This window comes from Alcaligenes sp. 1735tsa3 (genome assembly GCF_024134565.1).
GTDB lineage: Bacteria > Pseudomonadota > Gammaproteobacteria > Burkholderiales > Burkholderiaceae_B > Alcaligenes > Alcaligenes phenolicus.
The window spans coordinates 61,564-87,749 of the sequence record NZ_CP099862.1; the positions used below are offsets into that span (position 1 = coordinate 61,564).

Annotated in this window: 23 protein-coding genes; 22 read left to right on the forward strand and 1 reads right to left on the reverse strand. The window is 57.7% G+C overall.

What is annotated here, in order from left to right; all coding sequences use genetic code 11:
- Positions 1-23: 23 nt before the first annotated feature.
- The 18 genes from NIZ92_RS00280 to NIZ92_RS00365 all read left to right on the forward strand — a co-directional run bounded on the left by NIZ92_RS00280 (position 24) and on the right by NIZ92_RS00365 (position 20,419).
- Positions 24-1,529 (forward strand): indolepyruvate oxidoreductase subunit beta family protein, encoded by a 1,506-nt coding sequence (locus NIZ92_RS00280; protein WP_035269365.1) that lies wholly within the window; start codon positions 24-26, stop codon positions 1,527-1,529.
- Between the two features lie 232 nt (positions 1,530-1,761).
- Positions 1,762-2,277, forward strand: a complete 516-nt coding sequence (locus NIZ92_RS00285) for a MarR family winged helix-turn-helix transcriptional regulator (RefSeq protein ID WP_009463824.1) — start codon at positions 1,762-1,764, stop codon at positions 2,275-2,277.
- Between the two features lie 95 nt (positions 2,278-2,372).
- Positions 2,373-2,816 (forward strand): thioesterase family protein, encoded by a 444-nt coding sequence (locus tag NIZ92_RS00290; RefSeq protein WP_035269363.1) that lies wholly within the window; start codon positions 2,373-2,375, stop codon positions 2,814-2,816.
- A 130-nt stretch (positions 2,817-2,946) separates the two neighbouring features.
- Positions 2,947-5,283: a bifunctional salicylyl-CoA 5-hydroxylase/oxidoreductase gene (locus NIZ92_RS00295; RefSeq protein ID WP_247966193.1), complete on the forward strand. Its 2,337-nt coding sequence runs from the start codon at positions 2,947-2,949 to the stop codon at positions 5,281-5,283.
- Between the two features lie 21 nt (positions 5,284-5,304).
- Positions 5,305-6,429: a cupin domain-containing protein gene (locus NIZ92_RS00300; protein ID WP_009463821.1), complete on the forward strand. Its 1,125-nt coding sequence runs from the start codon at positions 5,305-5,307 to the stop codon at positions 6,427-6,429.
- 95 nt (positions 6,430-6,524) lie between these two features.
- Entirely contained in the window at positions 6,525-7,448 is a 924-nt protein-coding gene (locus NIZ92_RS00305) for a fumarylacetoacetate hydrolase family protein (protein WP_009463820.1), read from the forward strand.
- Positions 7,449-7,463: 15 nt separating this feature from the next.
- Entirely contained in the window at positions 7,464-8,492 is a 1,029-nt protein-coding gene (locus NIZ92_RS00310; RefSeq protein ID WP_042484948.1) for a carbon-nitrogen hydrolase family protein, read from the forward strand.
- Between the two features lie 245 nt (positions 8,493-8,737).
- Positions 8,738-9,526 carry a cyclase family protein gene (locus NIZ92_RS00315; protein WP_009463818.1) on the forward strand — a complete coding sequence of 263 codons (789 nt, stop codon included), beginning with the start codon at positions 8,738-8,740 and terminating at the stop codon, positions 9,524-9,526.
- A 330-nt stretch (positions 9,527-9,856) separates the two neighbouring features.
- Positions 9,857-10,825 carry a PDR/VanB family oxidoreductase gene (locus NIZ92_RS00320; RefSeq protein WP_083055294.1) on the forward strand — a complete coding sequence of 323 codons (969 nt, stop codon included), beginning with the start codon at positions 9,857-9,859 and terminating at the stop codon, positions 10,823-10,825.
- A 23-nt stretch (positions 10,826-10,848) separates the two neighbouring features.
- Complete coding sequence (locus NIZ92_RS00325; RefSeq protein WP_254003235.1) at positions 10,849-12,183, forward strand: aromatic ring-hydroxylating dioxygenase subunit alpha; 1,335 nt, start codon at positions 10,849-10,851, stop codon at positions 12,181-12,183.
- Between the two features lie 2 nt (positions 12,184-12,185).
- On the forward strand, positions 12,186-12,668 hold the full coding sequence (locus NIZ92_RS00330) for an aromatic-ring-hydroxylating dioxygenase subunit beta (RefSeq protein WP_254002504.1): 483 nt from the start codon (positions 12,186-12,188) through the stop codon (positions 12,666-12,668).
- Between the two features lie 19 nt (positions 12,669-12,687).
- Positions 12,688-14,319, forward strand: coding sequence for an AMP-binding protein (locus NIZ92_RS00335; protein WP_254002505.1), 1,632 nt, complete (start codon positions 12,688-12,690; stop codon positions 14,317-14,319).
- Between the two features lie 4 nt (positions 14,320-14,323).
- Positions 14,324-15,505 carry a thiolase family protein gene (locus tag NIZ92_RS00340; RefSeq protein ID WP_021447145.1) on the forward strand — a complete coding sequence of 394 codons (1,182 nt, stop codon included), beginning with the start codon at positions 14,324-14,326 and terminating at the stop codon, positions 15,503-15,505.
- Positions 15,505-15,906 (forward strand): Zn-ribbon domain-containing OB-fold protein, encoded by a 402-nt coding sequence (locus NIZ92_RS00345; protein ID WP_026483927.1) that lies wholly within the window; start codon positions 15,505-15,507, stop codon positions 15,904-15,906. Before NIZ92_RS00340 ends, NIZ92_RS00345 begins: the two co-directional genes overlap by 1 nt.
- A gap of 21 nt (positions 15,907-15,927) precedes the next feature.
- On the forward strand, positions 15,928-16,659 hold the full coding sequence (locus NIZ92_RS00350; RefSeq protein WP_254002506.1) for an SDR family NAD(P)-dependent oxidoreductase: 732 nt from the start codon (positions 15,928-15,930) through the stop codon (positions 16,657-16,659).
- Between the two features lie 772 nt (positions 16,660-17,431).
- Positions 17,432-17,935 carry a TRAP transporter small permease gene (locus NIZ92_RS00355; protein ID WP_009464436.1) on the forward strand — a complete coding sequence of 168 codons (504 nt, stop codon included), beginning with the start codon at positions 17,432-17,434 and terminating at the stop codon, positions 17,933-17,935.
- A 15-nt stretch (positions 17,936-17,950) separates the two neighbouring features.
- Positions 17,951-19,240, forward strand: coding sequence for a TRAP transporter large permease (locus tag NIZ92_RS00360; RefSeq protein WP_021447142.1), 1,290 nt, complete (start codon positions 17,951-17,953; stop codon positions 19,238-19,240).
- 141 nt (positions 19,241-19,381) lie between these two features.
- Positions 19,382-20,419: a TRAP transporter substrate-binding protein gene (locus NIZ92_RS00365; protein ID WP_035269350.1), complete on the forward strand. Its 1,038-nt coding sequence runs from the start codon at positions 19,382-19,384 to the stop codon at positions 20,417-20,419.
- Positions 20,420-20,835: 416 nt separating this feature from the next.
- Here NIZ92_RS00365 and NIZ92_RS00370 read toward each other — a convergent pair whose 3' ends face one another.
- Positions 20,836-22,224, reverse strand: a complete 1,389-nt coding sequence (locus tag NIZ92_RS00370; protein ID WP_254002507.1) for a DUF6056 family protein — start codon at positions 22,222-22,224, stop codon at positions 20,836-20,838.
- A gap of 330 nt (positions 22,225-22,554) precedes the next feature.
- On the opposite strand from NIZ92_RS00370, the gene NIZ92_RS00375 reads away from it, so the two are divergent.
- The 4 genes from NIZ92_RS00375 to NIZ92_RS00390 are packed head-to-tail and all read left to right on the forward strand — an operon-like array spanning position 22,555 to position 26,185.
- The gene (locus NIZ92_RS00375) at positions 22,555-23,442 is read left to right on the forward strand and encodes a transporter (protein ID WP_035269964.1); all 888 of its coding nucleotides are present in this window, start codon (positions 22,555-22,557) and stop codon (positions 23,440-23,442) included.
- A 22-nt stretch (positions 23,443-23,464) separates the two neighbouring features.
- The gene (locus tag NIZ92_RS00380; protein ID WP_035269344.1) at positions 23,465-24,247 is read left to right on the forward strand and encodes an SDR family oxidoreductase; all 783 of its coding nucleotides are present in this window, start codon (positions 23,465-23,467) and stop codon (positions 24,245-24,247) included.
- Between the two features lie 56 nt (positions 24,248-24,303).
- On the forward strand, positions 24,304-25,548 hold the full coding sequence (locus NIZ92_RS00385; protein ID WP_009461224.1) for a styrene monooxygenase/indole monooxygenase family protein: 1,245 nt from the start codon (positions 24,304-24,306) through the stop codon (positions 25,546-25,548).
- Between the two features lie 25 nt (positions 25,549-25,573).
- Positions 25,574-26,185, forward strand: coding sequence for a flavin reductase family protein (locus NIZ92_RS00390; protein WP_009461223.1), 612 nt, complete (start codon positions 25,574-25,576; stop codon positions 26,183-26,185).
- Position 26,186 lies beyond the last annotated feature (1 nt).

The following is a 26,186-nucleotide window of genomic DNA, read 5'->3' on the forward strand; positions in this document are numbered from 1 at the left end:
GCACACCCGTAGAGATTTTTATCATGCAGATCAAACCAATCAAGATTGCTATTTTGGCCATGGGTGGCGAAGGCGGCGGCGTGTTGGCCGACTGGATCGTCAACCTGGGCGAACAAAACGGCTACTTTGCACAGACCACCTCGGTGCCGGGCGTGGCCCAGCGTACCGGCGCCACGATTTACTACGTGGAACTGTTCCCGCACTCGGCCGCCGTGGATGGCAAAAAGCCTGTGCTGGCCCTGATGCCCATGCCCGGTGACGTGGACGTGGTGCTGGCTTCCGAACTGATGGAAGCCGGTCGCGCCGTACAACGTGGCCTGGTGACAGAGGACCGCACCACGCTGATCGCTTCCACCCACCGTGTCTATTCCATTGCCGAAAAATCGGCCATGGGCGATGGCCGTGTGGACGACAACGCCCTGATTGCGCACGCAACCCAGGCTGCCAAGCGCTTTGTTTACTTCAATATGGAAAAAGCGGCCGAGGATTCGGGCAGCGTGATTTCCGCCGTGCTGTTTGGCGCATTGGCCAGCACCGGCGTGCTGCCCTTTAGCCGTTCGCAGTTTGAACAGACCATCGAGCGCGGTGGTGTGGGCGTCAAGCCCAGCTTGAAGGCTTTTGGTGCCGCTTACGCCCGTGTTGCGGAAGGGGATGCAGGTAAAGCCGATTCGGAAAACAAGCCGGTTGATATGGCGACGCTGGCCCCCCGCGACCCTGCGGTGGCCAAGCTGATTGACCGCGTCCGTGCCGAAGTACCCGCGCAGGCCCAGCCTATCGTGGTGGAAGGTGTGCGCCGTGTGCTGGATTTTCAGGACGTGGCCTACGCCAATCTGTACCTGGACCGCCTGAAAAAGATCAGCCAGTTTGCCCGCCCTGACGATGTGGCCCTGATCCGCGAAACCGGCCGCTACCTGGCGCTGTGGATGTCCTACGAGGACGCCATTCGCGTGGCTGAACTGAAAACCCGCTCCAGCCGTTTTGACCGTGTGCATAAAGAAGTGCGCGCTGCCGACGGCCAGATCGTGGCAATCAATGAATACATGCACCCCCGTGTGGAAGAAATCAGCGAAATCCTGCCGTTTGCCAGCGTAGGCCGTTGGTTGATGCGTCCTACCTGGGGCAACAAGCTGGTGAAATCCCAGACCAAATCCGGTCGTGTGATTCAAACCAGCTCGGTGCGCGGCTTCATTCCCTTGTACCTGCTCTCGGGCTTCAAGCGCTGGCGTCGTCGTACGTTGCGCTACCAGGCTGAGCAGCAGCGTATTGAGGGCTGGCTGAAGCAGATTGAACAGGCTGCCGATGCTCATCCGGCCCTGGCTCTGGAAATTGCCCAGTGCCAGCGTCTGGTCAAAGGGTATGGCGATACCCATGCCCGTGGCTTGCGTAACTACCAGACCGTGATGTCGGCTCTGGAGCGCAACCCCAGCACCCTGTCACCTGCCATTTTGGGCGCCTTGCGCGATGCGGCTTTGGCCGATGAGCACGGCGTCAAGCTGGAGGCTGCACTGCGCCAGTACGCACTGGTGTAAGGGCAACACCGGGCCGCTTTCGGGCGGCCTTGGTGAAAACCCTTGAGGAAGCGTTTTTATCCCGCCAAATACTTTATTTCTAAAATATTCATAGTAGAATATAAATTCGGATTGGCACTGCGACCAAGGCCCTGAAAGCCAGACATCCCGTGTCTACTTGGCCACTTGTTCAAGCAAGAATATCCCGCCTGTTGGTCAAACTGAATTAGCCAAAGCTTGGGGGAAAAACAATATGAATCAAAGCGAAGCAGCACTCGAATTTTTGGTAGAACCGGCTGATGCCGGCTTTGAAGGCCGCGTCGGTCCAAAGGACCCCGCCAGCCTGAAATTGTGGTTGCGCATGCTGACCTGCACCAAGCAGATCGAAGACGAAATCCGTCGCCGCTTGCGCCAGAATTTTGATATTTCGCTGGCCCGTTTCGACTATATGGCCCAGCTGTATCGTTACCCGCAGGGCCTGAAGATGGGCGAATTGTCGCGCTATCTGATGGTAACCGGCGGCAATATTACCGGACTGACTGACGAGCTGGCCCGCGAGGGTATGGTGTCTCGCCAGAGCAGCCCCACCGACCGACGTGCTTGGGTGTTGCGTCTCACCCCCAAGGGCAAGAGCAGTTTCGAGGCGATGGCCCAGGCCCACAGCGACTGGATTGCGGAAATGTTTGAAGGTCTGGGCACGGAAGAGGTCGTGCACATCCATCAGCATCTGGGCCTGTTGCGGGTCCATCTGCAAAGCGCTGCTGGCTAGCATAAGGTGCATCCTGCCAGGCCTGTAAACCAGGCAGGATGCGGATAGCGTCACGAACAGGCGCACAAAACACTTGCTAAAAAGGTGTCTACAACATGGTTTCCAAGCTGTACGAACAAGAACATCGCATCCGTTTTTCGGAATGCGATCCAGCGGGTATCGTTTTTTATCCGCAGTACTTTGTGATGTTTAACGACCTGATGGAAGCATGGATCGACTCCATGACCCCCGAGGGTTTTCACAACATGATCGCCAGCAAACGGGTAGGCATGCCCTCGGTGCATATCGAAGCCGAGTTCAAGTCCATCAGCCGTATGGGTGATGATGTGGTGATGAGCCTGGGTGTGGAACGCATTGGCAATAGCTCCTTGAAGCTGCTGTTGCGCTGCATCGGTAAAGACGGTGTGTTGCGTATGCAAGTGCGCCAGACCGTGGTGACCACCTCGCTGGAGACGCACCTGGGTATTCCTATCCCTGATTTCCTGCGCAACCCCATGCAAGAGTATGTGATTGCCCAGCCAGAAAGCAGCAAGGCTTGATCTAGTTTGAAGTAGTAGCAGGCAGTGTGCAGGTCAGGTATTTTTTTTGATTTAAATAGTTGACTTGTATAATATTTATTAATAAATATACTATGCTCAGAAGCATGTATTCAGACCATACGGACATATCATGAATATCGTATGTATTGGCGGAGGCCCAGCCGGCTTGTATTTCGGTTTGCTGATGAAGTTGCAAAACCCTCAGAACGAGGTTTTTGTTGTCGAGCGCAACCGACCGTACGACACCTTCGGCTGGGGTGTAGTGTTCTCGGACGCGACCATGGAAAACCTGCGTGAAGCTGACCCTGTGTCCGCGCAGACCATCGGTGACGCGTTCAACCACTGGGACGACATTGAGTGCCATTTCAAGGGTAGCGCCGTGCGCTCCAGCGGTCATGGCTTTATCGGGATTGGTCGCAAGAAATTGCTGAACATCCTGCAGGCTCGCTGTGAAGAAGTGGGCGTCAAGCTGGTGTTCGAGACCGTGGTCACGGACGAAGCTGAACTGGCCCGCAAGTACAACGCCGATATCCTGATTGCTTCTGACGGCATCAACAGCGCCATTCGTACCCGCTACGAAGACGTGTTCCAGCCCGATATCGACACCCGTAACTGCCGCTTTGTGTGGCTGGGTACGGAAAAAGTGTTCGACGCCTTCAACTTCATTTTTGTTGAAACCGAGCACGGCTGGTTCCAGGCTCACGCCTACCGCTTCCAGGATGGCCTGTCCACGTTCATCGTGGAAACGCCTGAAGAGACCTGGCAGAAAGCCGGTATTGGCGAAATGTCGCAGGAAGAGGCCATTGCCTACTGCGAGAAGCTGTTTGCCGACCACCTGGATGGCAACAAGCTGATCAGTAACGCGACTCACCTGCGCGGTTCGGCCATCTGGATCCGCTTCCCACGCGTTATCTGCAACAAGTGGGTGCACTGGCAAGATTACGGCACCGGCAAGAAGGTTCCTGTGGTGCTGATGGGCGATGCCGCTCACACCGCTCACTTCTCCATCGGTTCCGGCACCAAGCTGGCCCTGGAAGATGCCATTACGCTGGCTCAGCACATGGACCATGAGTCCATGGAAGAGGCCCTGAAAGATTACGAAGCCGCTCGTAGCGTGGACGTATTGCGCATTCAGAACGCCGCCCGCAACTCGACCGAATGGTTCGAGAACGTGGCCCGTTACGCCAATATGAAGCCCGAGCAGTTCACCTACTCCATGCTGACCCGTTCGCAGCGCATCTCGCACGAGAACATGCGTATGCGTGACGCGGCCTGGCTGGAAAAATACGAGCGCTGGATGGCGACCGAAGCTGGCATGAAGCTGGCCGACGGTGAAAAGGCTCCCTCGCCCATGTTCACGCCCTTCAAGCTGCGCGATATGCAGTTGAAGAACCGTGTCGTGCTCTCGCCCACGCTGATGTACAGCGCCAAGGACGGCATGCCCGGTGCGACGCACCAGGTGCATTACGGCAGCCGCGCCATGGGTGGCGCAGGCCTGATCATGGCTGAAATGACGGCCGTGACGCCTGAAGGTCGTGTCACCCCCGGTTGTACCGGTCTGTGGAACGACGAGCAGGCCAATGCCTGGAAACCTGTGGTGGCTTTCGCCCACGAACAGGGTGCCAAGATCGGTGTGCAGCTGGGCCACGCTGGCCGTCGCGGTTCGACGCAGCTGGGTTGGGAAAAAGCCAATCAGCCGCTGGCTGAAGGCAACTGGCCTTTGGTGTCGGCCTCCGCCCTGCCTTACCAGGCTGGCGTCACTGCCGTGCCTGCCGAGATCACCCGTGCCCAGATGGACGAAATTCGTGACGCCTTTGTGGCCGCCGCCAAGCGCGCTGACCAGGCTGGCTTTGACTGCATCGAATTGCAAGCCGCCCACGGTTACCTCTTGTCCAGCTTCATCTCGCCGCTGACTAATCAGCGTAGTGATGAATTTGGTGGTAGTCTGGAAAATCGCATGGCTTACCCGCTGGAAGTGTTTGCCGCTATCCGTGCCGTCTGGCCAGAGAACAAGCCCATCATGGTGCGTATCTCGGCAACAGACTGGGCCGAAGGTGGCAACACGGCGGACGACGGGGTGGAAATTGCCCGCCTGTTCAAGCAAGCCGGTGCCGATCTGATCGACGTGTCCTCGGGTGAAGTGGTGCTGGAGCAGCAGCCAATTTACGGCCGTATGTACCAGACGCCATTCTCCGACCGTATCCGTAACGAAGCCGGTATCGCCACCATGGCGGTGGGTTCGATCATGGAAGCGGATCACGCCAACAGCATTATTGCTGCAGGCCGTGCTGACCTGTGCGCCCTGTCGCGAGGCTTTCTGGCCGACGCGAACTGGCCACAACGTCAGGCTGCGGAGCTGGGTTACACCGACCTGGCCTGGCCCGTTCAGTACGAATGGGGCAAGGACTGGTTGCAGCGCCAAATCAAACGTGCGCCAGTGGCCCAGGACGGCCCTGCCAAGTCATAAAACACGAAAGGAGACAGCATCATGTCGGAAGAACGTTTTGACACCCACCGCGAAAGCGTGCTCGGTCGTGCAGATGTTGAGGACACGCCCGAATTGGTGAAGTACTACCAGGATTTGACTCAGTTTGAGGCCGGTGCCCTGTGGACCGTGGCCAACAAGATCGAGCCCTGGGAGCCCAAGTCCGAATCCGTGCCTGTGGTCTGGCGCTACCGCGACCTGCGCGATTACGTGTTGCGTTCGGTGGATCTGGTCAGCCCTGAAAAGGCCGGTCGTCGTGTGATTTACCTGAACAACCCCGGTCGCCAGGAAGTTTCGGCGGCGGTGGGCTGGCTGTACTCCGGTTTGCAGGTCATGAAACCGGGTGAAGCGGCTTCCGCACATGCGCACTCCTCCTCGGCCCTGCGTTTCATCATGGAAGGCCGCGGTGCCTACACCATCGTGGACGGCCACAAGATGACCTTGGGCGCCAACGACTTCGTGCTGACGCCTAACGGTTGCTGGCACGAGCACGGTGTGGAAGCTGACGGCCTGCCTTGCATCTGGCAAGACGGTCTGGACATTCCGCTGGTCAACGCCCTGGAAGCCGGTTTCTACGCGGTTCATCCGGATCTGACCCAGGCCATTACGCACCCCGTCAACGACGCGGTGGGTATCTGGGGTGGTCGTGGTCTGAAGCCCACCTTGCACGACTGGCAAAAACCGTACTCGCCCCTGCTCAAGTACGAGTGGGAGCCCACCTACGAAGCCTTGTCGGCCTACGCCAAGGTAACGGACGGCAGCCCCTTTGATGGCGTCATCATGGACTACATCAACCCGCTGACCGGCGGCCCTGTCATGGCCACCATTGGTGCCAGCATGCAGATGCTGCGCCCCGGTGAACACACCAAGGCCCACCGTCACACCGGCAGCATCATTTACCAATGCGCCAAGGGTGAAGGCTATTCCATCATCAATGGCAAACGCTTTGACTGGCGCGAACGCGACATTTTCTGCGTACCATCCTGGATGTTCCATGAGCACGTGAACGGCTCCTCGTCTGATGACGCTTGCCTGTTCTCGTTCCATGACCTGCCCGTGATGCGCGCCCTGAATCTGTACCGCGAAGAAGCGCTGGCAGAGAACGGCGGCCATCAGGTCCTGCTGTAAGACTACTTGTTTAACTTATTTGGACGGCCTGCCAAGGCGGGCCGACCCGATTTATTCAAGCCATCTGCACAAGATGGCCCAATCTGGAGATAGAAATGCGTCTTGTAACGTACCGTAGTGAAGTTGCTGCCGCTGGCCGCTTGGGTGCCATTGTGGGTGATTTGGTGGTTGACCTGGGTTACCTGGGCGACGCCACAGGCCACATGCTGCCTGACAATATGCTCGATTTCATCGACCTGGGCCCAGCCGCTGTGACTTCCACGGCTCGCTTGCTGGAAACCTACGCCGACGATATGCCTTTTGGTGTGGCGCTGCCTCTGGCCAACGTCAAGCTGTTGGCTCCTATCCCACGCCCACGCAAGAACATCTTTGGTATCGGCCTGAACTACGTGGAACACGTGGCCGAATCCAGCCGTACTCTGGACACCTCCAAAGAGCTGCCCAAGCAGCCCGTGATTTTCTCCAAGCCACCAACCACCGTGGTTGGCCCTGGCGATGCCATCGAGCACAACAAGAACATCACTCAGCAAATGGACTGGGAAGTGGAACTGGCCGTGATCATGGGCACCCGTGCTCAGCGCGTGGCCAAAGAAGACGCCCTGAAGTACGTGTTCGGTTACTCCGTCATGATCGACGTGAGCGCCCGCGACTGCCGTCGTGCCGGTCAGTGGATCTACTCCAAAGGCCAGGACACCTACGCTCCTTTCGGCCCCGTGATCGTGACCGCTGACGAGCTGACCGACCCGCACAACCTGAACCTGAGCCTGACTCTGAACGGTGTGACCAAGCAAAGCTCCAACACCAAGCACATGCTGTTCAACGTGAACGACCTGATCGCTGACATCAGCGCCGGTATCACGCTGGAACCCGGTGACATCATCGCTACCGGTACCCCAGAAGGCGTGGGCGCTGGCCGTGATCCTCAAGAGTGGATGTGGCCTGGTGACGTAGTGCACGCTGTGGTTGAAGGCATTGGCGAACTGCGCCACCCCATCGTGGACGTCACCCCCCAAAACTAAGTAAAGGAGAGCATGATGCTGGAATTGCGTCAGTTCAAGGCCGCCGCCGTTCAGGCAGCGCCCGTGTTCCTGGATACGAATGCGACGATTGAAAAAGTATGTCGCCTGATCAACGAAGCGGCCGATAACGGTGCCGAGCTGATCGCCTTCCCCGAGGTGTTCGTCTCCGGTTACCCCTACTGGAGCTGGGTGATGAACCCGATCGACGGTAGCCCGTGGTTCGAGCGCCTGTGCAAATCGGCCATCGAAGTGCCCGGTCCCGAGATCCAGAAGGTTGCGCAGGTTTGTCGCCAGCGCAAGGTCAACGTGGTGTTGGGTGTGAACGAGCGCAGTCCCGTTGGCATCGGCACCATTTACAACACGCTGGTCACCATCGGCGCTGACGGTCGCATTCTGGGCCGTCACCGCAAACTGGTTCCCACCTGGGCTGAAAAGCTGACCTGGGCCAACGGCGATGCGTCCTCGATGCGCGTGCATGACACCACTATTGGCCCTCTGGGTGCCTTGGCTTGCGGTGAAAACACCAACACGCTGGCTCGTTTCAGCCTGTTGTCGCAAGGTGAACTGGTACACGTTGCCAGCTACATCGCCTTGCCCGTGGCACCGAAAGACTACGACATGGCTGAAGCGATTCGCCTGCGTGCTGCTGCTCACTGCTTTGAAGGCAAGGTGTTTACGGTTGTGGCTTGCTCGACGGTTTCCGAGGAAATCATCGAAGCCATGTCGGCCAGCCATCCTGAAGCACGTGATCTGCTGGCTCGTCCCAACAGCGCGTTCTCGGGCATTATTGGCCCCGATGGCCGCGTTCAGGGCGAAGCACTGATCGACAAGGAAGGCATTGCCTACGCCGACATCGATCTGTCGCGCTGCATCCAGCCGCGTCAAATGCACGACATCACTGGTCACTACAACCGTTTTGACGTGTTTGACCTGCGTGTGAACCGCAAGGCTTTGACGCCTGCCCGCTTTTACGAAGGCGACGCAGCGTCCCAGCCAGACCTGAACCCTGCCGAGTTCTCCGTTCTGGACGACAAGGAAGTGTAAGAGGGTTCAAGACGGTCCCTTTCCCCCAGTGGATCGGGACCGTTTTTTGACGGGTCTCTTTGCTCAAGCGACCTGCTCAAAAAAACCGCCGTGGCCTTGCCGCAGCGGTCCAAGATGCAAGCTGCCTTTGTAAAGAAGGCGGTGCCGGGCCTGAAGGAGCGGGCTGTTTTAACGGCTGGTCCCTATCCTGCGCCATGCAGGGCAGGCAACGATAACGACGACATAAGACCCAAGTAGGAGATGAAATGAGCGACAAGAACCCATTGGCAGCCTTTATCCAGGCGATCGACAGCAAGCAGGTCCGTTTTGTGGATCTGACCCAGACTCTGTCTCCCAGCTTCCCCGCCTTGCAACTGCCTCCCCAATTTGGCCAGACTGCCGGTTTCTCGATTGAGCGCATCAGCCAATACGACGAAAACGGTCCAGGCTGGTACTGGAACAACTTCACCTGTGGCGAACACACTGGTACCCACTTTGACGCTCCTGCGCACTGGATTTCCGGCAAGGACCATCCAGACAACACGGTCGACACTATTCCAGTCGACAACTTCCTGCGCCCTGCCGTGGTGGTTGATGCTTCTGCTGAAGTGGCCCAGAACGAAGACTTCATTTTGACCTCCGAGTTCCTGTTGAACTGGGAAGCCAAGCATGGCCGTATCCCTGAAGGCGCCTGGGTGCTGTTTCGCACCGACTGGTCCAAACGCGTGAACGACGCCGAAGCCTTCCTGAACATGCGTGAAGACGGTGCTCACACGCCTGGCCCAGCTCAGGAAGCGGTAGAGTGGATGATTCACGAGCGCAAGGTTCACGGTTTTGGCGTTGAAACCATCAACACCGACGCTGGCCAATCCTACTCCTGGCCTATTGGCTACCCTTGCCACACCCTGATGCACGGTGCCAACCGTTACGGTCTGCAGTGCCTGTGCAATCTGGATCAGCTGCCCCCTCAGGGTGCACTGATCATGTCGGCCCCGTTGAAGATTGAAGGCGGTTCCGGCAGCCCATTGCGCGTGGTCGCACTGGTTGCTCAGTAAGTAGAAAACGGTGGGGAAGTGGCAGAACTGTGTACCATGCGGTTCTGCTGTTTTCTCACCTAGTGGTTTTCCATTATATTCGGCAGTATATATTTATCCGTAAACTATTCATCAATAAAATAAATTCACAAAAGAATGAATAGAGATCCAGCCATACAGCCAGTCTTGGTGTCAGGCAGCCGGTTTTAGCGGAGACAGTAGACGAGCCTTACGCAGCCTTTTTCAGGTTACGCGATACCGTCCCATTGCCCCCTGCGGCGCTACATCATGCCACGGCTTGGCCTTTTTGGCTGGGTAATTGATGTAGTCATGCTCAATGGTAGGCACATGATGGATACTTTTGAACTCGTTATCCGGGACATCCAGAACGCATCCCCGCTGATTCGCAGTTTTACGCTAGAGCCTGCCCAGGCCGGTTCCCTGCCCGCGTTTGCGCCGGGTTCGCACCTGCAGGTACAGATTCCTGATCTGAACGATCACCGCTGCTATTCCCTGATTTCGCTGGACGCCGACACGGCACAGGGCCCGACCTGTTACCGTCTGGGCGTGCGCCTGGAAGACAACAGCTCGGGTGGTTCGCGCTTCATGCACAGCCTGAAAGTAGGCGATACGCTGCGCGTGGCTGGTCCCAAGAATGATTTCCCCTTGCATGCTGCCGCTGAAGGCGAAACCGAAACCGTGCTGATTGCCGGTGGTATCGGTATCACCCCCATTGCCAGCATGGCCGCTGCCTTGCATCACCAGGGCCGCCCTTATCAGCTGCACTATGCCGGTCGCAGCGTGGAACAACTGGCTTTTCTGGATGAGCTGAGCGCCCTGTCCGGCCCGGCCTTGCGCCACTACGCGGACGACAGCGAAGGCCGTTTCTGCCTGAATACCCTGCTCGACGGTCTGTCCAAAGACCAGCACATTTACGTCTGCGGCCCCAAAGGCATGATTGATGCCGTGATCGAAGCCTGCAAGCAACGTGGCTGGCCTAGCGACCATGTGCACTTCGAGCTGTTTGTGACGGCTGCTCCCCAGGAAGGTGACCAGCCTTTTGAAGTGGAACTGCGCCAAAGCGGCGTGACCCTGCAAATTCCCGCGGACAAGACCATTGTGGACGTGATGGAAGAGCAGGGCCTGGACCCTATGATCGACTGCAAACGCGGCGAGTGCGGCGTCTGTACCTGTGATGTGATCGAAGGCGAGGTTGACCACCGCGACTACTTCCTGAGCGACTCGGAAAAAGCCAGCAACAAGGTCATCCAGATCTGTATTTCCCGCGCCAAGACCCCGCGTCTGGTGCTGGATCTATAAGCCCAAGGGCGACGGAGAACATGATGGAAAAGTATCGTGATAATCCCCAGGCCATCCGCGAATTGGTACGCGAGGCCGAGGTCCACAAGGATTTGTACATCAATCAGGAGCTGTTTGAACTGGAGATGGAGCACTTGTTCGTCAATACCTGGGTCTACGTTGGCCATGCCAGCCAGGTGCCCAATAAAGGCGACTTCTACACCACGACGGTCGGTACGGAGTCCGTCATCATGGTGCGCCATACCGACGACAGCATCCGTGTGCTCTACAACCGTTGCCCGCACAAAGGTGTGCAAGTGGCGGGCGAGACCTGTGGCAACACGGGCAAATTCTTCCGTTGCCCCTACCACGCCTGGACGTTCAAGACGGACGGCTCCCTGTTGTCCATCCCTTTGAAGAAAGGCTACGAGAACACCGGCTTTGAATGCACCGAAGGCAGCAAGGGCATGGCCGCGGTACAGAACGTCAAGGTGTACCGCGATTTCGTGTTCTGTCGCCTGGCCGATGAAGGCATTGGCTTTGAGGAATTCTTTGGCGAGTCTCTGAGCACCATCGACAATATGGTGGATCGCTCCCCCGAAGGCCGTCTGGAAGTGGCCGGTGGCGTGATGCGTTACATGCACCAGTGCAACTGGAAAATGCTGGTCGATAACCAGACCGATACCTGTCACCCCATGGTGGCGCACGAGTCCTCGGCGGGTACCGCTGTGAAAGCCTGGGAAGCGGCCCCTCCGGGTACGCCCAAGCCCATGGCCGTTGAATTGTTTGCCCCCTTCATGTCGCCTTACGAGTTCTACGAAGGCATGGGCATTCGCGTGTGGGAAAACGGTCACGGCCATACAGGCGTGAGCAATTCCATTCACGCTGATTACTCCGAAATCCCCGGCTATTGGGACCAGATGGTCGAAGCCTACGGTGAGGAGCGCGCCAAAGCCATTTTGGGCGATACGCGTCACAACACTTGCTACTTCCCCAACATCATGGTCAAGGGCCCGATCCAGACCTTGCGTTTGTTCAAGCCGCTGGCCGCTGACAAAACCCTGGTGGAATCCTGGACCTTCCGCCTGGTGGGTGCACCTGACACCTTCCTGGAACGCACCCTGATGTACAACCGCCTGATCAACGCACCGACCTCCATGGTCGGTCACGATGACCTGGAAATGTACGAGCGTGCCCAGCACGGTTTGCAGTCGCGTGGTCGCGACTGGATGAACCTGGCCCGTCTGGTGGAAAAAGACGAAGACCAGCAAAAGAACGTGGTGATCAACGGCACCAGCGAAATGCAGATGCGCGCCCAGTTCCGCGCCTGGTTGAAGTTCATGCTGCCCGAGCAGCAGGCCAAGAAAGAAGAGGAATAACCATGAGCGAAATCAGCCGTCAGGCCCTTATCGATTTTGTATATGCGGAAGCCCGCCTGCTGGATGAGCAGCGCTACGAGCAATGGCTCGACCTGTTCACCGAGGATGGCTACTACTGGATGCCGCTGGTGCACGATCAGCAGGACGCCCGTTTACACGCGTCCCTGATGCACGAGGACAAGCTCTTGCTGCGTATCCGTGTGGAACGTCTGGCAGGCCGCCGTACCTTTTCCCAGCAGCCCAAGAGCCGCAGCCATCACCTGCTCCAGCAACCCACTGTGGAAAGCATGGACGAGGAAAAAGGCGAATACACCGTGCGTTGCGCCTTCCATTACACGGAAACGCGCGGCGACAACCAAGATATCTATGTGGGTTGGAATACCTACACCCTGGTGTGCCAGGACGACGCCTTGAAGATCCGTCTGAAACGGGTGGATCTGCTCAATTGCGACGCGCCTTTCGGCAATATCCAGTTGTTTATGTGACAGGACAGGAGAATTTTTGATGGCCAACACCACGGTCTACCAGGCTTTTCGAGACACCGCCCAGAAATGGGGCGACAAGCCCTTTGTATGTACCCTGCCTGAGACCGCCGAGATCTACGGTATTGAAGCGGGCGAGCTGACTTATGGTCAGGCGCTGGAGCGTATCGACGCCTTGCGCGCCGGCTACGCCGCTGCTGGCTACGGCCACGGCCACCGCGTCGGCATCCTGCTGGAGAACCGCCCCGTGTTCTTCCTGCACTGGTTCGCACTGAACAGCCTGGGCGTGTCGATTGTGCCAATCAATCCTGATTTGCGCGCTGCCGAGCTGGAATACCTGATCGGCCATTCGGAAATGATCATGGCCATTGCCCTGCCCAGCCGTCACCAGGATCTGGTGGAAGCGGCTCAGCGTGCAGGCCAGCCCTTTGCCATCATGGCCGATGGCGATGTGCCTCCGATGGTGGAGCGCGCCGCCTCCCGTTCCTGTGACATTCCTGACGAACACAGTGAATGTGCTCTGTTGTACACCTCCGGCACCACAGGCCGCCCCAAGGGCTGCATGCTGGCTAACCAGTACTTCCATTATGCTGGCGAGTGGTACCGCGACATTGGTGGTCTGGCTTCGCTGGAGCATGGCAAAGAGCGCATGCTGACTCCGCTGCCCCTGTTCCACATGAATGCGATGGCCTGCTCGACCATGGCCATGATCAAGACCGGCGGCTGCCTGATCTCCCTGGACCGTTTCCACCCACGTAGCTGGTGGGATTCGGTGCGCGAGTCCGGCGCAACCGTGGTGCATTACCTGGGTGTGATGCCTGCCATCCTGATGAAGGCCGAGGCCAGCGAAAAAGACCGTCAACACAGCGTGCGCTTTGGTTTTGGCGCCGGCGTGGACCGTGGTCTGCATCCTATCTTTGAAGAACGCTTTGGTTTCCCCCTGCTGGAAGCCTGGGCCATGACGGAAACCGGCGCGGGTGCCAGCATCATCGCCAATCACGAGCCCCGCTTTATCGGCACCTCCTGCTTTGGCAAGGAAATGCCCGTGGTGGAAGTGCTGTTGCGCAAGGACGATGGCGAACCCGCTCAAGCCGGTGAAAACGGCGAATTGCTGGTGCGCTCGGCCGGTGACAACCCACGCTACGGCTTTTTCTCCGGCTACTGGAAAGACCCGGCAGCAACCGACGAAGCCTGGGAAGGCGGCTGGTTCCACACGGGCGACATTGTTTGCCGCGACGAACAAGGCTATCTGCACTTTGTGGACCGCAAAAAGAACGTGATCCGTCGCAGTGGCGAGAACATCGCTGCCGTGGAAGTGGAAAACATCATGCAGCAGCACCCGCTGGTGCGCTCCATTGCCGTGGCCGCCGTGCCCGACGCCATCCGTGGCGACGAAGTGATGGCGCTGGTGGTGCCGCACAACCCAATTGAAACCCAGGAACAGCGCGAACAGGCTGCCCAGGAAATGGTGCAATGGGGCCTGACCCAGCTGGCCTACTTCAAGGTGCCCGGCTACGTTCTGTTTGTGGATGCCCTGCCGCTGACTTCGACCAACAAGATCCAGCGCGGTGAACTGAAAACGGTTGCTCTGGCTGCGCTGGAAAACCCGGCCTGCGTGAACACGAATCACCTGAAAAAACGTCAGGAGGCCTAAGCCCATGGCCTTGCCGCAAGCAGCCCGTCAGGGCTATGACGATGTGGTGCTGGTCGCTCCGGTGACCATTCCCTACGAGCGCCATTCCGAGCAGACCGCGCATTGGTGGCTGGGTGCGGCATTGGGCCAGTTGCTGGCCCAGTCCGGCCTGAAAAAAGCCGACGTCGATGGTGTGTGCGTATCCAGCTTCACGCTGGGTTCGGACACTGCCGTAGGCGTGATGCAGCATTTTCAGATGAGCCCACGCTGGCTGGACCACATCCCTATGGGTGGAGCCAGCGGTGTGGTGGCCATGCGCCGTGCGGCTCGTGCCGTGCAGTGTGGCGATGCGTCCATCGTGGCGTGTATTGCGGGCGATACCAATCACCGTGAGTCCTTCAAGAACACGGTGTCGGGCTTCTCGCGTTTCTCGCAGGATGCCGTCTACCCATACGGTGCCGGTGGCCCCAACGCCAGCTTTGCGCTGCTGACGGACTACTACATGCGTCACTATGGTGCCACGCGTGAAGACTTCGGCAAGCTGTGCGTCGCCCAGCGCGATAATGCGTTGCGCAATCCGCATGCCCTGATGAAAAAACCGCTGACGCTGGAACAGTACATGGAGGCGCGCGTCATTGCCGACCCCATCCACTTGTTTGACTGCGTGATGCCGTGTGCTGGAGCCGAAGGCTATCTGGTCATGCGTCGTGAACAGGCCGAAGCACTGGGCCTGCCTTATGTGCGTATCCGTTCTACCATCGAGCGTCACAACGCTTTCCCTGAAGACCCTGTGCAGCATCGCGGTGGCTGGGCCATGGACAAGGATGCGTTCTACGAACATGCGGGCCTCACCCCGGCAGACGTGGATTTCATGGAAACCTACGATGACTACCCCGTCATCAACGTCCTGCAGTTTGAAGACCTGGGATTCTGCGCCAAGGGCGAAGGCCCGGAGTTCATCCGTAAGAACACTTTTACGGTGGACGGCAGCTTTCCCTTCAATACCAGCGGCGGACAGCTATCGGTAGGCCAGGCCGGTGCAGCAGGCGGCTACCTGGGACTGGTTCAGGCCTTGCGCCAATTGACGGATACCGCAGGCGACACGCAAGTGGCCAATGCCCGCATCGGCCTGGTGTCCGGCTTTGGCATGATTAATTACGACCGCGGCATTTGTACTGCTGCGGCCTTGCTGGAACGGGGGCAGTGATGAGCGATACCCAAATCTTGCCACCGGGTGCACGCAGCGCCACGGCAGCCGGACTGACCGAAGCCGCCCAACGCGGCGAATTCGCCCTGCAAGTGTGCCCGTCCTGCGGCACGGTGCAGTATCCCGCCCGCGATGTGTGCGGCCATTGCCTGCACACGACGCTGAACTGGCAGGCCGTTGCCGACACGGGTGTTCTGCAGGCCACGACCACCTTGCATCACAGCAACGAACCCTACTTTCAGGCACGACTGCCCTGGCGTATCGGCACAGTTGCCCTGGATTGCGGCCCTTTTGCCATCGCCCACTTGCCCGAAGGCGGGCAGGCGGACGAGAAAGTGCGCCTGAGTCTGGAGCTGGATGCTGGCGGCGTAGCCGTGCTGGTGGCGCGCCCTGCGCCCTGAATTAGCCTGGAGACAATCAAGATGACACAAGCTCAATACACCGCCATTGTGACGGGCGGCAGCACCGGTATTGGTGAAGACATTTGCCGCAAGATGCTGGATCAGGGTTACACCGTGATCAGCATGGCGCGCAATGTCCTGCCCTGGACACACGAGCGTCTGCACTGCGTGCAGGTGGATTTGCTGGATGCAGCAGCAACCGAAAAAGCCGCCAAGGATATTGCCGAGCGCTTTGAAGTGACCCACTTCATCCACAACGCAGGCGTGATCTGGCCGGCCTTGCTGGACGAGGTCAAGCTGGAAGACTTGCAGGGTCTGACCCAGATTCACCTGGGTGCTGCCTTGCAGATTACCCAGGCGGTCGTTCCTGGCATGCGCGAGCGCCACTTTGGCCGCCTCGTGCTGATGTCCTCGCGGGGTGCGCTGGGTCTGCAAACCCGTACTGCTTACGCGGCGACCAAGGCAGGCATGTTGGGTATGGCCCGTACCTGGGCGCTGGAACTGGCGGACCAAGGCATTACCGTCAACGTGATTGCCCCCGGTCCCATCACTACCAATATGTTCTACGACGTGGTCGAAGCCGGTAGCGAGCGCGAAGCCAAGCTGGCTGCTGCGATCCCTGTGAAGCGTCTGGGCCGTGCGGATGACATCAGTCGCGCAACCATGTTCTTCTCGGACCCTGAAAACAGCTTTATCACCGGCCAGACGCTGTATGTCTGCGGCGGTGCCAGCGTGGGTACGCTGACGATCTGATTGATGGGCAAGGGGACTGCCCGTGATCGCGCTTTGAGTGCGTTCAGGAGCGAGTCCATTTGCTTGACGGCATATAAAACCCTCTTGGAAAACCAAGGGGGTTTTTTGCTTTTGGATGGCACAGCCCCCTTGATGGACTATCTGTTCCAGCATGTCGGGCGGCGAGTGTCGTTTAAACAAACGGCTGAAGGGACCGTCTTGATTGGTGGCGGCTGGTCAGCGGTGCCGGGATTTTTTGCTGCCTAAGTTTTTTTCTTTGTCGCAGAGGCCGATTTTGGCTTTTTATCCCCGGTTTTTGGTGTCAAAAGTTGCTGTTTCAGACCTGCTCGCATCGCATGGAAGTATGTCCAACACGTGAGGGGCCTGTTCATTTTCGGCTCTCTTTTTGTCACATGAAACACCTGGGCCTGAGGGTTTGGCTACCGGTCCGGATGCTGCCTGATTGCTAGTCGGCTGATGCTTTTATTGCTCTTCTTAAAGCCAATGTTCGCCTGCTCGACATTGCGCCAAGCCATGACTCACGCCTGTTCCGGCAGTTTTTATCAGCTCTTGCACAGGACAAGCGAGCTGGTTTGTGACCGTATTTCTTGCTATGTGAGATAGAAACCACGATTCCATGATTTTGGATGGAATTAAGGGTTTCTTTCTATTTACCTGGATTTGTTCATCTATAAACTATTTAGAACAGAAATATAACAATGCGCGTCGATTTTTCGGGGTGCATGATGACCCAAAAAACGGGCCTTCGCTGGCCAAAAAGAGTGGAGCTGTAATGAACGACGATCTGCCAGGAATGGAGCTGGTGCGTTCACGTGGAGTAGTACGAGTTGTAGAGACAATTCTGGATGCTGCCTGTGTGGTCATCTTGATCCTGATGACAGGGATCACTACCGTGGACGTGATAGGCCGGTATGTATTTCACGCCCCTTTGCTGGGCGCTTATGAAGCCAGCGAACTCTTGCTGGGCGTGCTGATTTTTGCGGCCTTGCCGCGTGTCACCTGGCACCAGCAACACCTGACCGTCAGTCTGATTGACGCCTGGCTAGGTCCAGTGGCGCGTCGTATCCAGCAATTTGTGATCAATGTGGTCTCTACCGTCATGCTGGCCGTGCTGACTGTCTACCTGTGGAGTCACGCCAACGAGTTGGCCGACTACGGCGATATGAGCAACGCCTTGCAAGTGCCTATTGCCCCGTTTGCCTACATCATCGCCACCATGACCGGCATTGCCACTGTGGCTTCCCTGTTCAAGATTTTTAGCTCTCCAAGCCGATAAAGACGGAGTTTTTTCATGTTGATTTCTATTATCGGACTGGCTGTCCTGCTGGGTAGCTTATTTCTGGGTTTGCCCATTGCCTGGGGCATGTTGCTGGTTGGTACGCTGGGTTTTGCCTTCTTTACCGGCATGGAAGCGGCCTTGACCATGGCGGCGCAGACCAGCTACGACACGGCCATGAGCTACAGCTTTACCGTGCTGCCGCTGTTCATCTTGATGGGTAATCTGGTCAATGCCTCGGGCTTGTCCAAGGACCTGTACAAAGCCGCTCACGCCTTTATTGGCCACCTACGTGGTGGTCTGGCGATGGCCACGATTGTTGCCTGTGGTGCCTTTAGTGCACTGTGTGGCTCCAGTATGGCCACCACCGCGGCCATGGGGCGTGTGGCCATGCCCAATATGCGCAAGTACAACTACGACGACCGTCTGGCTACCGGCAGTATTGCGGCAGGCGGCACGCTGGGCATTCTGATTCCACCCAGCGTGATGATGGTGGTCTACGGGATTCTGACCGAAACCGACATTGGCAAGCTGTTTGCGGCAGGCTTTTTGCCCGGCATGATCGCCATGCTGATGTACCTGATCACGGTGATGATCATTACCGCGATCAACCCGAATCTGGGCCGTCCTGGCGAGAAGGCCAGCTGGCGCGAGCGCTTTGAGGCGACCAAAGGCGTGATGGCCATTACCGTGCTGTTCATCGTCATCATGGGCGGTATTTACGGGGGTGTCTTCACCCCGACAGAAGCGGCGGGTATTGGCGCTGCAGCGACCTTCTTGCTGACCCTGAAGCGTCGTGGCTGGCAGCCTCGCATGTACCTGACGGTGCTGATTGAAGCCGCTCAAACCACGGCCATCATGTTTGCGCTGGTGATTGGTGCGCTGGTCTTTACCAACTTCCTGACCGTGGCTGGTTTGCCCAATCAGTTGCTGGGCTTCATCCAGGGTATTGATGTCTCGCCCATTGTGGTGATTCTGATTATCTGCGCCATTTACCTGGTTCTGGGTTGTTTCCTGGAAACCATGTCCATGGTCATGCTGACGGTGCCTATCTTCTACCCGATTGTGGCCTCTCTGGGCTTTGATCTGGTGTGGTTCGGCATCATCGTGGTGGTGGCTGCTGAAATCAGTCTGATTACCCCTCCGTTGGGTCTGAACATTTTCATGATCAAGAACGTGATGCCCGATGTTCCTTTGGGCACCATTATTCGGGGTGTGACTCCCTTTGTAATGATGGATATCGTGCGTTTGCTCTTGCTGGTGTTTGTCCCCTGGATTGTTCTGGTTGTCCCGAACAGTATGTAAACCCGGCCCGGATGCAGTTGTGATCCGGGCAGCAGTAAAGCCGCCGGGTGTGCAGGTCCAGGACCTGCTTAACGTCCCATCAAGTGGCCAAGACGCCGGGCTGTAGTGGCCCGGCAGCAAAATAATTTACGAGGAGTCGAGATGCGTGTTTTCAAAAAATTGGCCTTGAGCCTGGGCCTGGCTGCAGCAGCCCTGGCACCGACCATGCCTTCGGTTGCGGCTGAAGTTACCACCCTGCGGTTTTCCCAGTGGATGCCTCCAGGCCACTTTATTGTGACCAATATGTTCGAGCCCTGGGCCCAGGAAGTGGAAAAAGCCACTGAAGGCCGCGTGAAGGTGGAGTTCATCAACGCCTTGGGCAAGCCGCAGGCTCACCTGGATCTGGTGCGTAACGGTATTGCTGATATGGGCATGTCGGTACACAGCTACACGGCTAACCGCTTCCCGCTGATCGAATTTGCTGAACTGCCTTTCACCACGGATGATGGCGGCGTGAACTCGGTTGCCTACTGGCGCACCTACGAAAAATTCATGATGGGTGCCAACGAGCATAGGGGCGTGAAACTGCTGGGTATGTGGACCAGCCCCGCGACCGTTATTTTCACCAGCCAGGACAATGTGCAGAGCATTGATGATCTGAAAGGCAAGAAGCTGCGCTCGCCTAGCCCCTTGTTTGATGCCATCGGTAAAGCGTTGGGTATCGTGACGGTGAACGCGCCTGCATCGGACAGCTATGAAATGCTGTCGCGTGGCGTGATTGACGGTATGTACTTCCAGTACGACCAATTGGATAACTGGAAACTGGACAAGCTGGTCAAGACCGCGGTGTCCGTGGAAGGTGGCTTTGGCAAATCCAGTCAGTACATGTTCATGAACGAGCGCAAGTGGAAGAGTCTGTCTGAAGCCGATCGCGCTGCTATCGAAAAAATCAGCGGCGAATGGATTGCCAATGACTTCGGTTCCAAGTGGCAAGTGGCTGAGCAACAGGCCATTGAAAAGCACACTGCAGCTGGCTTGAAGACCCTGCGCATTGAAGGTGCAGCGGCTGATCAGCTGAAAGAGCGTCTGGCCTTTGTTGAAGAAGACTGGATCAAGGCCGCTGACAAGAAGGGCATCGACGGTAAAGCTGCGCTGGCCTACTTCCGCGAGCAGATCAAAGAGCTGAGCGCTGCCAAGTAATACGCAGCAAGAGACACACTACAGTCTTGGCCCCGCTTTCCTTTGGGAGAGCGGGGTTTTTTTGTGTTTTTTGGAGGGGCTGTTGTGAAGGCAAAGGATAGGCAGCCGGGTTGCTGCTGTAGTCCTGGTCGACGCTTCTCCCTGTAAAACGCCGCTTCCGGCCCCGACGGGTCTGGCTGGGCTGACCGCTTGCCGGTGCTGCGCGCCGGTGCCCTGGTCAAGAGATAGCTACGGGCGCATCCTGAACTCGCCGGGTACTTGGTCCCCCGGACCAAGTACAAGCGTCCGGCTCAAACAGCAGGATGCTTGCATCCCTACGCTCTCCCTTGCCTGCGGCAAGTAGTCTGACTCGCCCTGCCAGACCCCCCAGGGCCTGAATCGGCTTGCAGCGGAGGAAATGCACAAGTCCTCAAGCTTTAAGGCGTGGGCGGTGGTGCCCCCGTCTCCAGGTCATAGTGCTGATTGACGGCATATTCATTGATCACCGCCTTGCTCCGGAAGTATCGGGCCATGGCTTTGGGGTCAAAGTGCATATCGAAGCGATCCCGCGAACGCAACGTGGGCAGGAAAAAATACTTGGGTAGTTTTACGTGATGACGCTGATGCTTGTGGGCATCGGCCAAGATAGCGCGTCGTACCTGATCCTGCTCCCAGGTGCCGTGATAGCTGCGCAGCATTAATCCGCTGGACACCAGCCATAGCGTGCCGCAGGCCCCCAAGGTTACTAACAGGTTGCGCTGCATAGGTATAGCGCGTTGCCCTTGCGCCAATAAATCATGTCCGTAAATAGACAAGGCCACCAGCAGATACATCAAGCCGCCATTCAAGGCTCGCTTGGGGATATTAGGTGCCAGAACCAGAATGGCATTGGCCAGAAGCGATGCGCCAATGAGCAGCCACATTGCCCGGCGTACAGATTCAGAAGACGCAGGCCCTATGGCAAAGCGCCAAACCAGCATCACTAGAATCACCCCCCAGTACCGCAATAGGGCGTCCGGGAAACGACGACCAAAATGCTCCCCAATGCGCCATAACAAAGGCTGGTCATACCAATGAGCAAAGACCTCTGCGCGTGCTTGATTGCCCGGCGCCAGGACCAGCACGGCGACTCCCAGCCCCATACAGAGCAACCAAACCAGATGCCATGAACCGAGCGAACCTGTGCGCTGAAAGTGCCTTAGGCCCAGATACGCCAGCAAACACCAGCTGATAATGCCGGTGTTTTCATTGGAACAACCGGCTAGCAGGCCCAGAAGGCAGAGCGCCAAGCCTGTGATCACAGAGGGCTTGCCCTTTTGCAAGTAGTAAATAAAGGCCAGCACAAAACCGAAGTTGAACAGATTGGGCCACAGGTAGTTGGCGGCGCCTACCAACCAGAATGTGGTTTGCCCCAGATGGGGGTTGACCAGCCAATACAAGGTGAACACCAGCAGCAGTAAAGACGGGAGCAAGGCTCGTCCGGCCAGTTGGGCCCCCAGTGCTGTCAGCACCGTGACCAGGCCAAACAGGGCCGCTGTATTCAGTGTGGCTTTCAGCCATCCCGGAGCCAGCGTGAGCATGGCGCTGGAGAGCGTATCCGAGACCAGACGACCGCTCCATTGCAGATAATGTTGCTTGATCGACGTCCATGCAATGCCTTTGTTGGCGTAATTGAAGTCGTCCGAGATCATGGGGGTGAGCCAATAAATGGCCCACGTAGCCATCAGGGCCAGCACCGCAAAAGTAATAAAGGCCCAGGCACCAAAACGGCGGCCGAGCAAAGGCTGGCTGAATCGGGATTCAGCAAAAGAGAGAGTTGGGCTCATCGAGATGAAGCGGCGTGTTTGTGGCCAGGTCCACGACGACGGTATTACACATCGCTCGCCGTCCTGGGTGTTCAGGCCCAGGTGATATTGATTATTTACTGGGCGGGAAGCGAGGAATTATCTCAGATACCCGTTGAAACACAGCGTTTAACGGCCTTACTGATCGTCATCCTTTAAATCTAAACCAAATCGGGGTTTTCCCTGCTTTTGCGGCTTCTTGCGCTTATTGGCTAGGCGCTGCGCAAAGTGGATATACCGACAAAAAGAGCACTTCTACCATTGGCTCCATCGTCATACCTAAAAAACAAAAGGAGAACGGACGTGGGGGACATCAATAAAAAAATAGCAGCAGTGGTTCTGGGTGCAGGGGTATTGGGCGCTGGCCCGGCCTGTGCCATTGAGGGCAACGGCCTGCCTATTTATCCCGATGGTTTGGAAAACTTCATGAGTGGTGCCCTGCCGCCACCCGGAGTGCACTTGCTGATGTACGGCGGTGCCATGCGTTACGACTCGGTGCGTGACAAGAACGGCGACAAGTTGCCTATTCCTGACTTCAAGGTCGATGTGGCAATGGTTGCGCCGCGTCTGGTCTGGGTGACGGACCAGCAGGTGTTTGGTGGCCAGTTGGCATTTCATGCCCTGGCTCCCCTGCTGACCGTCAAGGCGCAAGCCGCCGGTCAGTCCCAGCGCCGTAGCGGTCTGGGTGACGTGGTGTTTGGTCCGGCCTTGGGCTTTCACCCCAGCGAGAAGATGCACTACATCCTGGGCGTGGACTTTGTTGCCCCGACTGGTCGCTACAAAGTGACCGACAGCGCCAACCTGGGCCGCAACTACTGGGCCATTCAGCCCGCTGCTGCGTTCAGCTACATGCAGCCCAGCGGCATCAACCTGGATTTGAAGATGATGGTGGACTTCAACTTCCGCAACAGCGACACCGAAACCCGTACAGGTAAAGCCATTCACGCCGATTACGCCGTGGGTTGGGGTTTTGGCAATGGGCTGGTGCTGGGTGTGGGTGGTTACGCCTATCAACAGATTGAAAGCGACCGTGGCCCCATGGCCGGTGACAGCAAGGCTCGTGCCTTCGCCATTGGTCCCAGCCTGCGTTATGCCAATGACAAGGGTCTGCTGATTACGGCCAAGTACCAGCAGGATCTTGGCGTACGTGGCCGTCCCGAAGGAAAACAATTTTTTGTAAAAGTAGCGGTTCCGTTCTAAGGGCCCGCGGCAGGAGAGCGACATGAAAGGACTGAAGGATAAGGTAGTCATCGTTACCGGCGGCGCAACGCGTGTAGGCGCAGGTGTGGTCGAGGTGCTGATGGGCTACGGCGCACGTGTGGCCGTGTTTGATATTGATGCTGCAGGTGGCCAGAAAGCCGTAGGCAACGATGCCGCCAAAGCCAAATTCTGGGAAGTGGACATTACCAGCGATGACAGCCTGAATGCCGCCATCGAGCAGGTGCAGGCGCATTTTGGCCGTGTGGATGGTCTGGTCAACCTGGCCTGTTCCTATCTGGATGAAGGCATGGCGTCCAGCCGTGCTGACTGGCTCAAGGCACTGGACATCAACCTGGTTAGCGCCGTGCAGGCGGCCAAGGCGGTGCGTCCCTTGTTGCCGCGTGGTGGTTCCATCGTCAACTTCACGTCGATCTCCTCCTCGATTGCTCAAACCGGGCGGTGGTTGTACCCGGTTTCCAAGGCTGCCTTGTTGCAACTGACACGCAGCATGGCGCTGGACTTTGCGCCTGACGGCATCCGCGTGAACTCGGTCTCGCCCGGCTGGATCTGGTCGCGTGTGATGGACGAGCTGACGGGCGGCGATCGCGCCAAAACCGATCGCGTGGCCTCGGCATTTCACATGCTGGGCCGCGTGGGCGATCCCCAGGAAGTGGGCGAAGTCGTGTCCTTCCTGCTCTCGGATTCCGCCAGTTTCGTGACCGGTGCCGATTACGCCGTTGATGGCGGCTACTCGGCCATGGGCCCAGAGCAAGGTGTACCCGCCATTCCCAAATTGGCTGAATAAGAAAAACCAGGACGCCGCCGCAGTGGCGTCCTTAGCTCCCTCAGAAGGAAAAAATCATGCGTAAAGTTGCTATTGTGGGCGCTGGCCAGGCTGGCATGCCCGTTGCATTCGGTCTTTTGGCCAAGGGCTACGACGTAGCCGTTTTCACCAACCGCAGTCCCGACGATGTTCGTGGTGGCCGCGTGATGTCCAGCCAGTGCATGTTTGCCGAGGCGCTGGACGTAGAGCGCCGTCTGGGCCTGAATTTCTGGGACGACGAATGCCCGCCTGTACAAGGCATTGGCTTTGCTCTGCCCAACCCTGAACAGCCTGACACCAAAGCCGTGGACTGGAGCGGCCGTCTGGATCGTGAAGCCCAGGCAACTGACCAGCGCGTAAAAATGCCTTACTGGCTGGAGCTGTTCGAGCAGCGTGGCGGCAAGCTGATCATGGAAGACGTGGGCGTGGCCGAACTGGAGCGCATCACCCAGGAGTACGACCTGACCATGCTGGCTGCCGGCAAGGGCGAAGTGGTCAAGCTGTTCGAGCGTGACGATCAGCGTTCCATGTACGACAAGCCTCAGCGCGCCCTGGCCCTGACCTATGTACATGGTCTGGAGCCTACGCCTGAATACTCGCGCGTGTCCTTTAACTTCATCCCCGGTGTGGGCGAATACTTTGTGTTCCCCTCGCTGACCCTGTCCGGTCCCTGCGACATCATGGTGTTCGAAGGCGTGCCCGGTGGCCCACTGGATCGTTTCCGCGATGCCAAGACGCCCGAAGCTCATTTGGAGCAAAGCGTTTCTTTCCTGCGCGAATTCCTGCCTTGGGAAGGCGACCGAGCCCGTAATGTGGAACTGACTGACGCTCAGGGTTACCTGTCCGGTGCTTTCCCTCCCACAGTTCGTAAACCTGTGCTGACGCTGCCTTCGGGCCGCATGGTGCTGGGTCTGGGTGATGCCGTGGTCGTGAACGACCCCATTACCGGCCAAGGTTCCAACAACGCTGCCAAAGCCGCCCAAGTGTATCTGGACAGCATCTTGCAACGTGGTGAAGGCGCGTTTGACCGTAACTGGATGCAGGAAACGTTCGAGCGTTACTGGGATTACGCCAATCTGGTGGTGCGCTGGACCAACTCCATGTTGAAGCCACCAACCGATTCTTCTTTTGCCTTGTTGACCTCGGCTCAGCAATCGCCCGCCCTGGCTCATTTCCTGGCCAACAGTTTCAACCACCCACCGGTTCTGTTCCCGGCCTGGGAAGATCTGAGTGCCGCTCAGGCATTGATCGAGAAGACTCGCAGCCAATCTGTGGCTGCCTGATAGATAGTATTCAAGGAGACGTATCATGACCCCCACCGCAACGCTGCAAGACTCCTCGTCCCAAACCGCTGCCCAGCGGCAGGCCGTGTCTGCCCAAGCGTTGGCAGCCGCTGACGCCAAACCCACACCGTCCAATTTGAATGTGGTCGATAGCCGTGCGTTTCGCCAGGCACTGGGCCATTTTCCAACGGGTGTGGCCATTGTCACGACTCGTTGTCCCGATGGCCGGGCGGTGGGTCTGACCATCAACTCCTTTACGTCCCTGTCGCTGGAGCCGCCCCTGGTGATGTGGAGCCTGGTGAATCACTCGCCCAGCCTGGAAATTTTCGAGAAGTGCAGCCACTTTGCGATCAACGTGATCAGCCAGGAGCAAGTGCCCGTGGCCCTGGGGTTTGCCAACTCCCAGGTCAAGGACAAGTTTGCCCTGGTCTCGCATGTGGATGGTGAAGAAGGCGTGCCACTGCTGGACGATTGTGTGGCGACCTTTGTGTGCGAGAACTACCGTCAGCACGAGGGTGGTGACCATACCTTGTTTATTGGCCGTGTGGTGCGCCACACCACGCTGACCGAACACGAGCCTGCGGTGTTTCACCGTGGCCGTTTCGCCAACCTGACCACGCCTAGCGGAGACCGTTGAA

What these genes read in the sequence shown, in the direction of transcription:
- NIZ92_RS00330 (WP_254002504.1), top strand. Translation starts at nt 12,186, where the DNA reads ATGAGCGAAATCAGCCGTCAGGCCCTTATCGATTTTGTATATGCGGAA.
- NIZ92_RS00360 (WP_021447142.1), top strand. Translation starts at nt 17,951, where the DNA reads ATGTTGATTTCTATTATCGGACTGGCTGTCCTGCTGGGTAGCTTATTT.
- NIZ92_RS00345 (WP_026483927.1), top strand. Translation starts at nt 15,505, where the DNA reads ATGAGCGATACCCAAATCTTGCCACCGGGTGCACGCAGCGCCACGGCA.
- NIZ92_RS00380 (WP_035269344.1), top strand. Translation starts at nt 23,465, where the DNA reads ATGAAAGGACTGAAGGATAAGGTAGTCATCGTTACCGGCGGCGCAACG.
- NIZ92_RS00290 (WP_035269363.1), top strand. Translation starts at nt 2,373, where the DNA reads ATGGTTTCCAAGCTGTACGAACAAGAACATCGCATCCGTTTTTCGGAA.
- NIZ92_RS00335 (WP_254002505.1), top strand. Translation starts at nt 12,688, where the DNA reads ATGGCCAACACCACGGTCTACCAGGCTTTTCGAGACACCGCCCAGAAA.
- NIZ92_RS00355 (WP_009464436.1), top strand. Translation starts at nt 17,432, where the DNA reads ATGAACGACGATCTGCCAGGAATGGAGCTGGTGCGTTCACGTGGAGTA.
- NIZ92_RS00320 (WP_083055294.1), top strand. Translation starts at nt 9,857, where the DNA reads ATGGATACTTTTGAACTCGTTATCCGGGACATCCAGAACGCATCCCCG.
- NIZ92_RS00370 (WP_254002507.1), bottom strand. Translation starts at nt 22,224, where the DNA reads ATGAGCCCAACTCTCTCTTTTGCTGAATCCCGATTCAGCCAGCCTTTG.
- NIZ92_RS00390 (WP_009461223.1), top strand. Translation starts at nt 25,574, where the DNA reads ATGACCCCCACCGCAACGCTGCAAGACTCCTCGTCCCAAACCGCTGCC.
- NIZ92_RS00295 (WP_247966193.1), top strand. Translation starts at nt 2,947, where the DNA reads ATGAATATCGTATGTATTGGCGGAGGCCCAGCCGGCTTGTATTTCGGT.
- NIZ92_RS00300 (WP_009463821.1), top strand. Translation starts at nt 5,305, where the DNA reads ATGTCGGAAGAACGTTTTGACACCCACCGCGAAAGCGTGCTCGGTCGT.
- NIZ92_RS00350 (WP_254002506.1), top strand. Translation starts at nt 15,928, where the DNA reads ATGACACAAGCTCAATACACCGCCATTGTGACGGGCGGCAGCACCGGT.
- NIZ92_RS00385 (WP_009461224.1), top strand. Translation starts at nt 24,304, where the DNA reads ATGCGTAAAGTTGCTATTGTGGGCGCTGGCCAGGCTGGCATGCCCGTT.
- NIZ92_RS00280 (WP_035269365.1), top strand. Translation starts at nt 24, where the DNA reads ATGCAGATCAAACCAATCAAGATTGCTATTTTGGCCATGGGTGGCGAA.
- NIZ92_RS00315 (WP_009463818.1), top strand. Translation starts at nt 8,738, where the DNA reads ATGAGCGACAAGAACCCATTGGCAGCCTTTATCCAGGCGATCGACAGC.
- NIZ92_RS00305 (WP_009463820.1), top strand. Translation starts at nt 6,525, where the DNA reads ATGCGTCTTGTAACGTACCGTAGTGAAGTTGCTGCCGCTGGCCGCTTG.
- NIZ92_RS00325 (WP_254003235.1), top strand. Translation starts at nt 10,849, where the DNA reads ATGGAAAAGTATCGTGATAATCCCCAGGCCATCCGCGAATTGGTACGC.
- NIZ92_RS00310 (WP_042484948.1), top strand. Translation starts at nt 7,464, where the DNA reads ATGCTGGAATTGCGTCAGTTCAAGGCCGCCGCCGTTCAGGCAGCGCCC.
- NIZ92_RS00285 (WP_009463824.1), top strand. Translation starts at nt 1,762, where the DNA reads ATGAATCAAAGCGAAGCAGCACTCGAATTTTTGGTAGAACCGGCTGAT.
- NIZ92_RS00365 (WP_035269350.1), top strand. Translation starts at nt 19,382, where the DNA reads ATGCGTGTTTTCAAAAAATTGGCCTTGAGCCTGGGCCTGGCTGCAGCA.
- NIZ92_RS00340 (WP_021447145.1), top strand. Translation starts at nt 14,324, where the DNA reads ATGGCCTTGCCGCAAGCAGCCCGTCAGGGCTATGACGATGTGGTGCTG.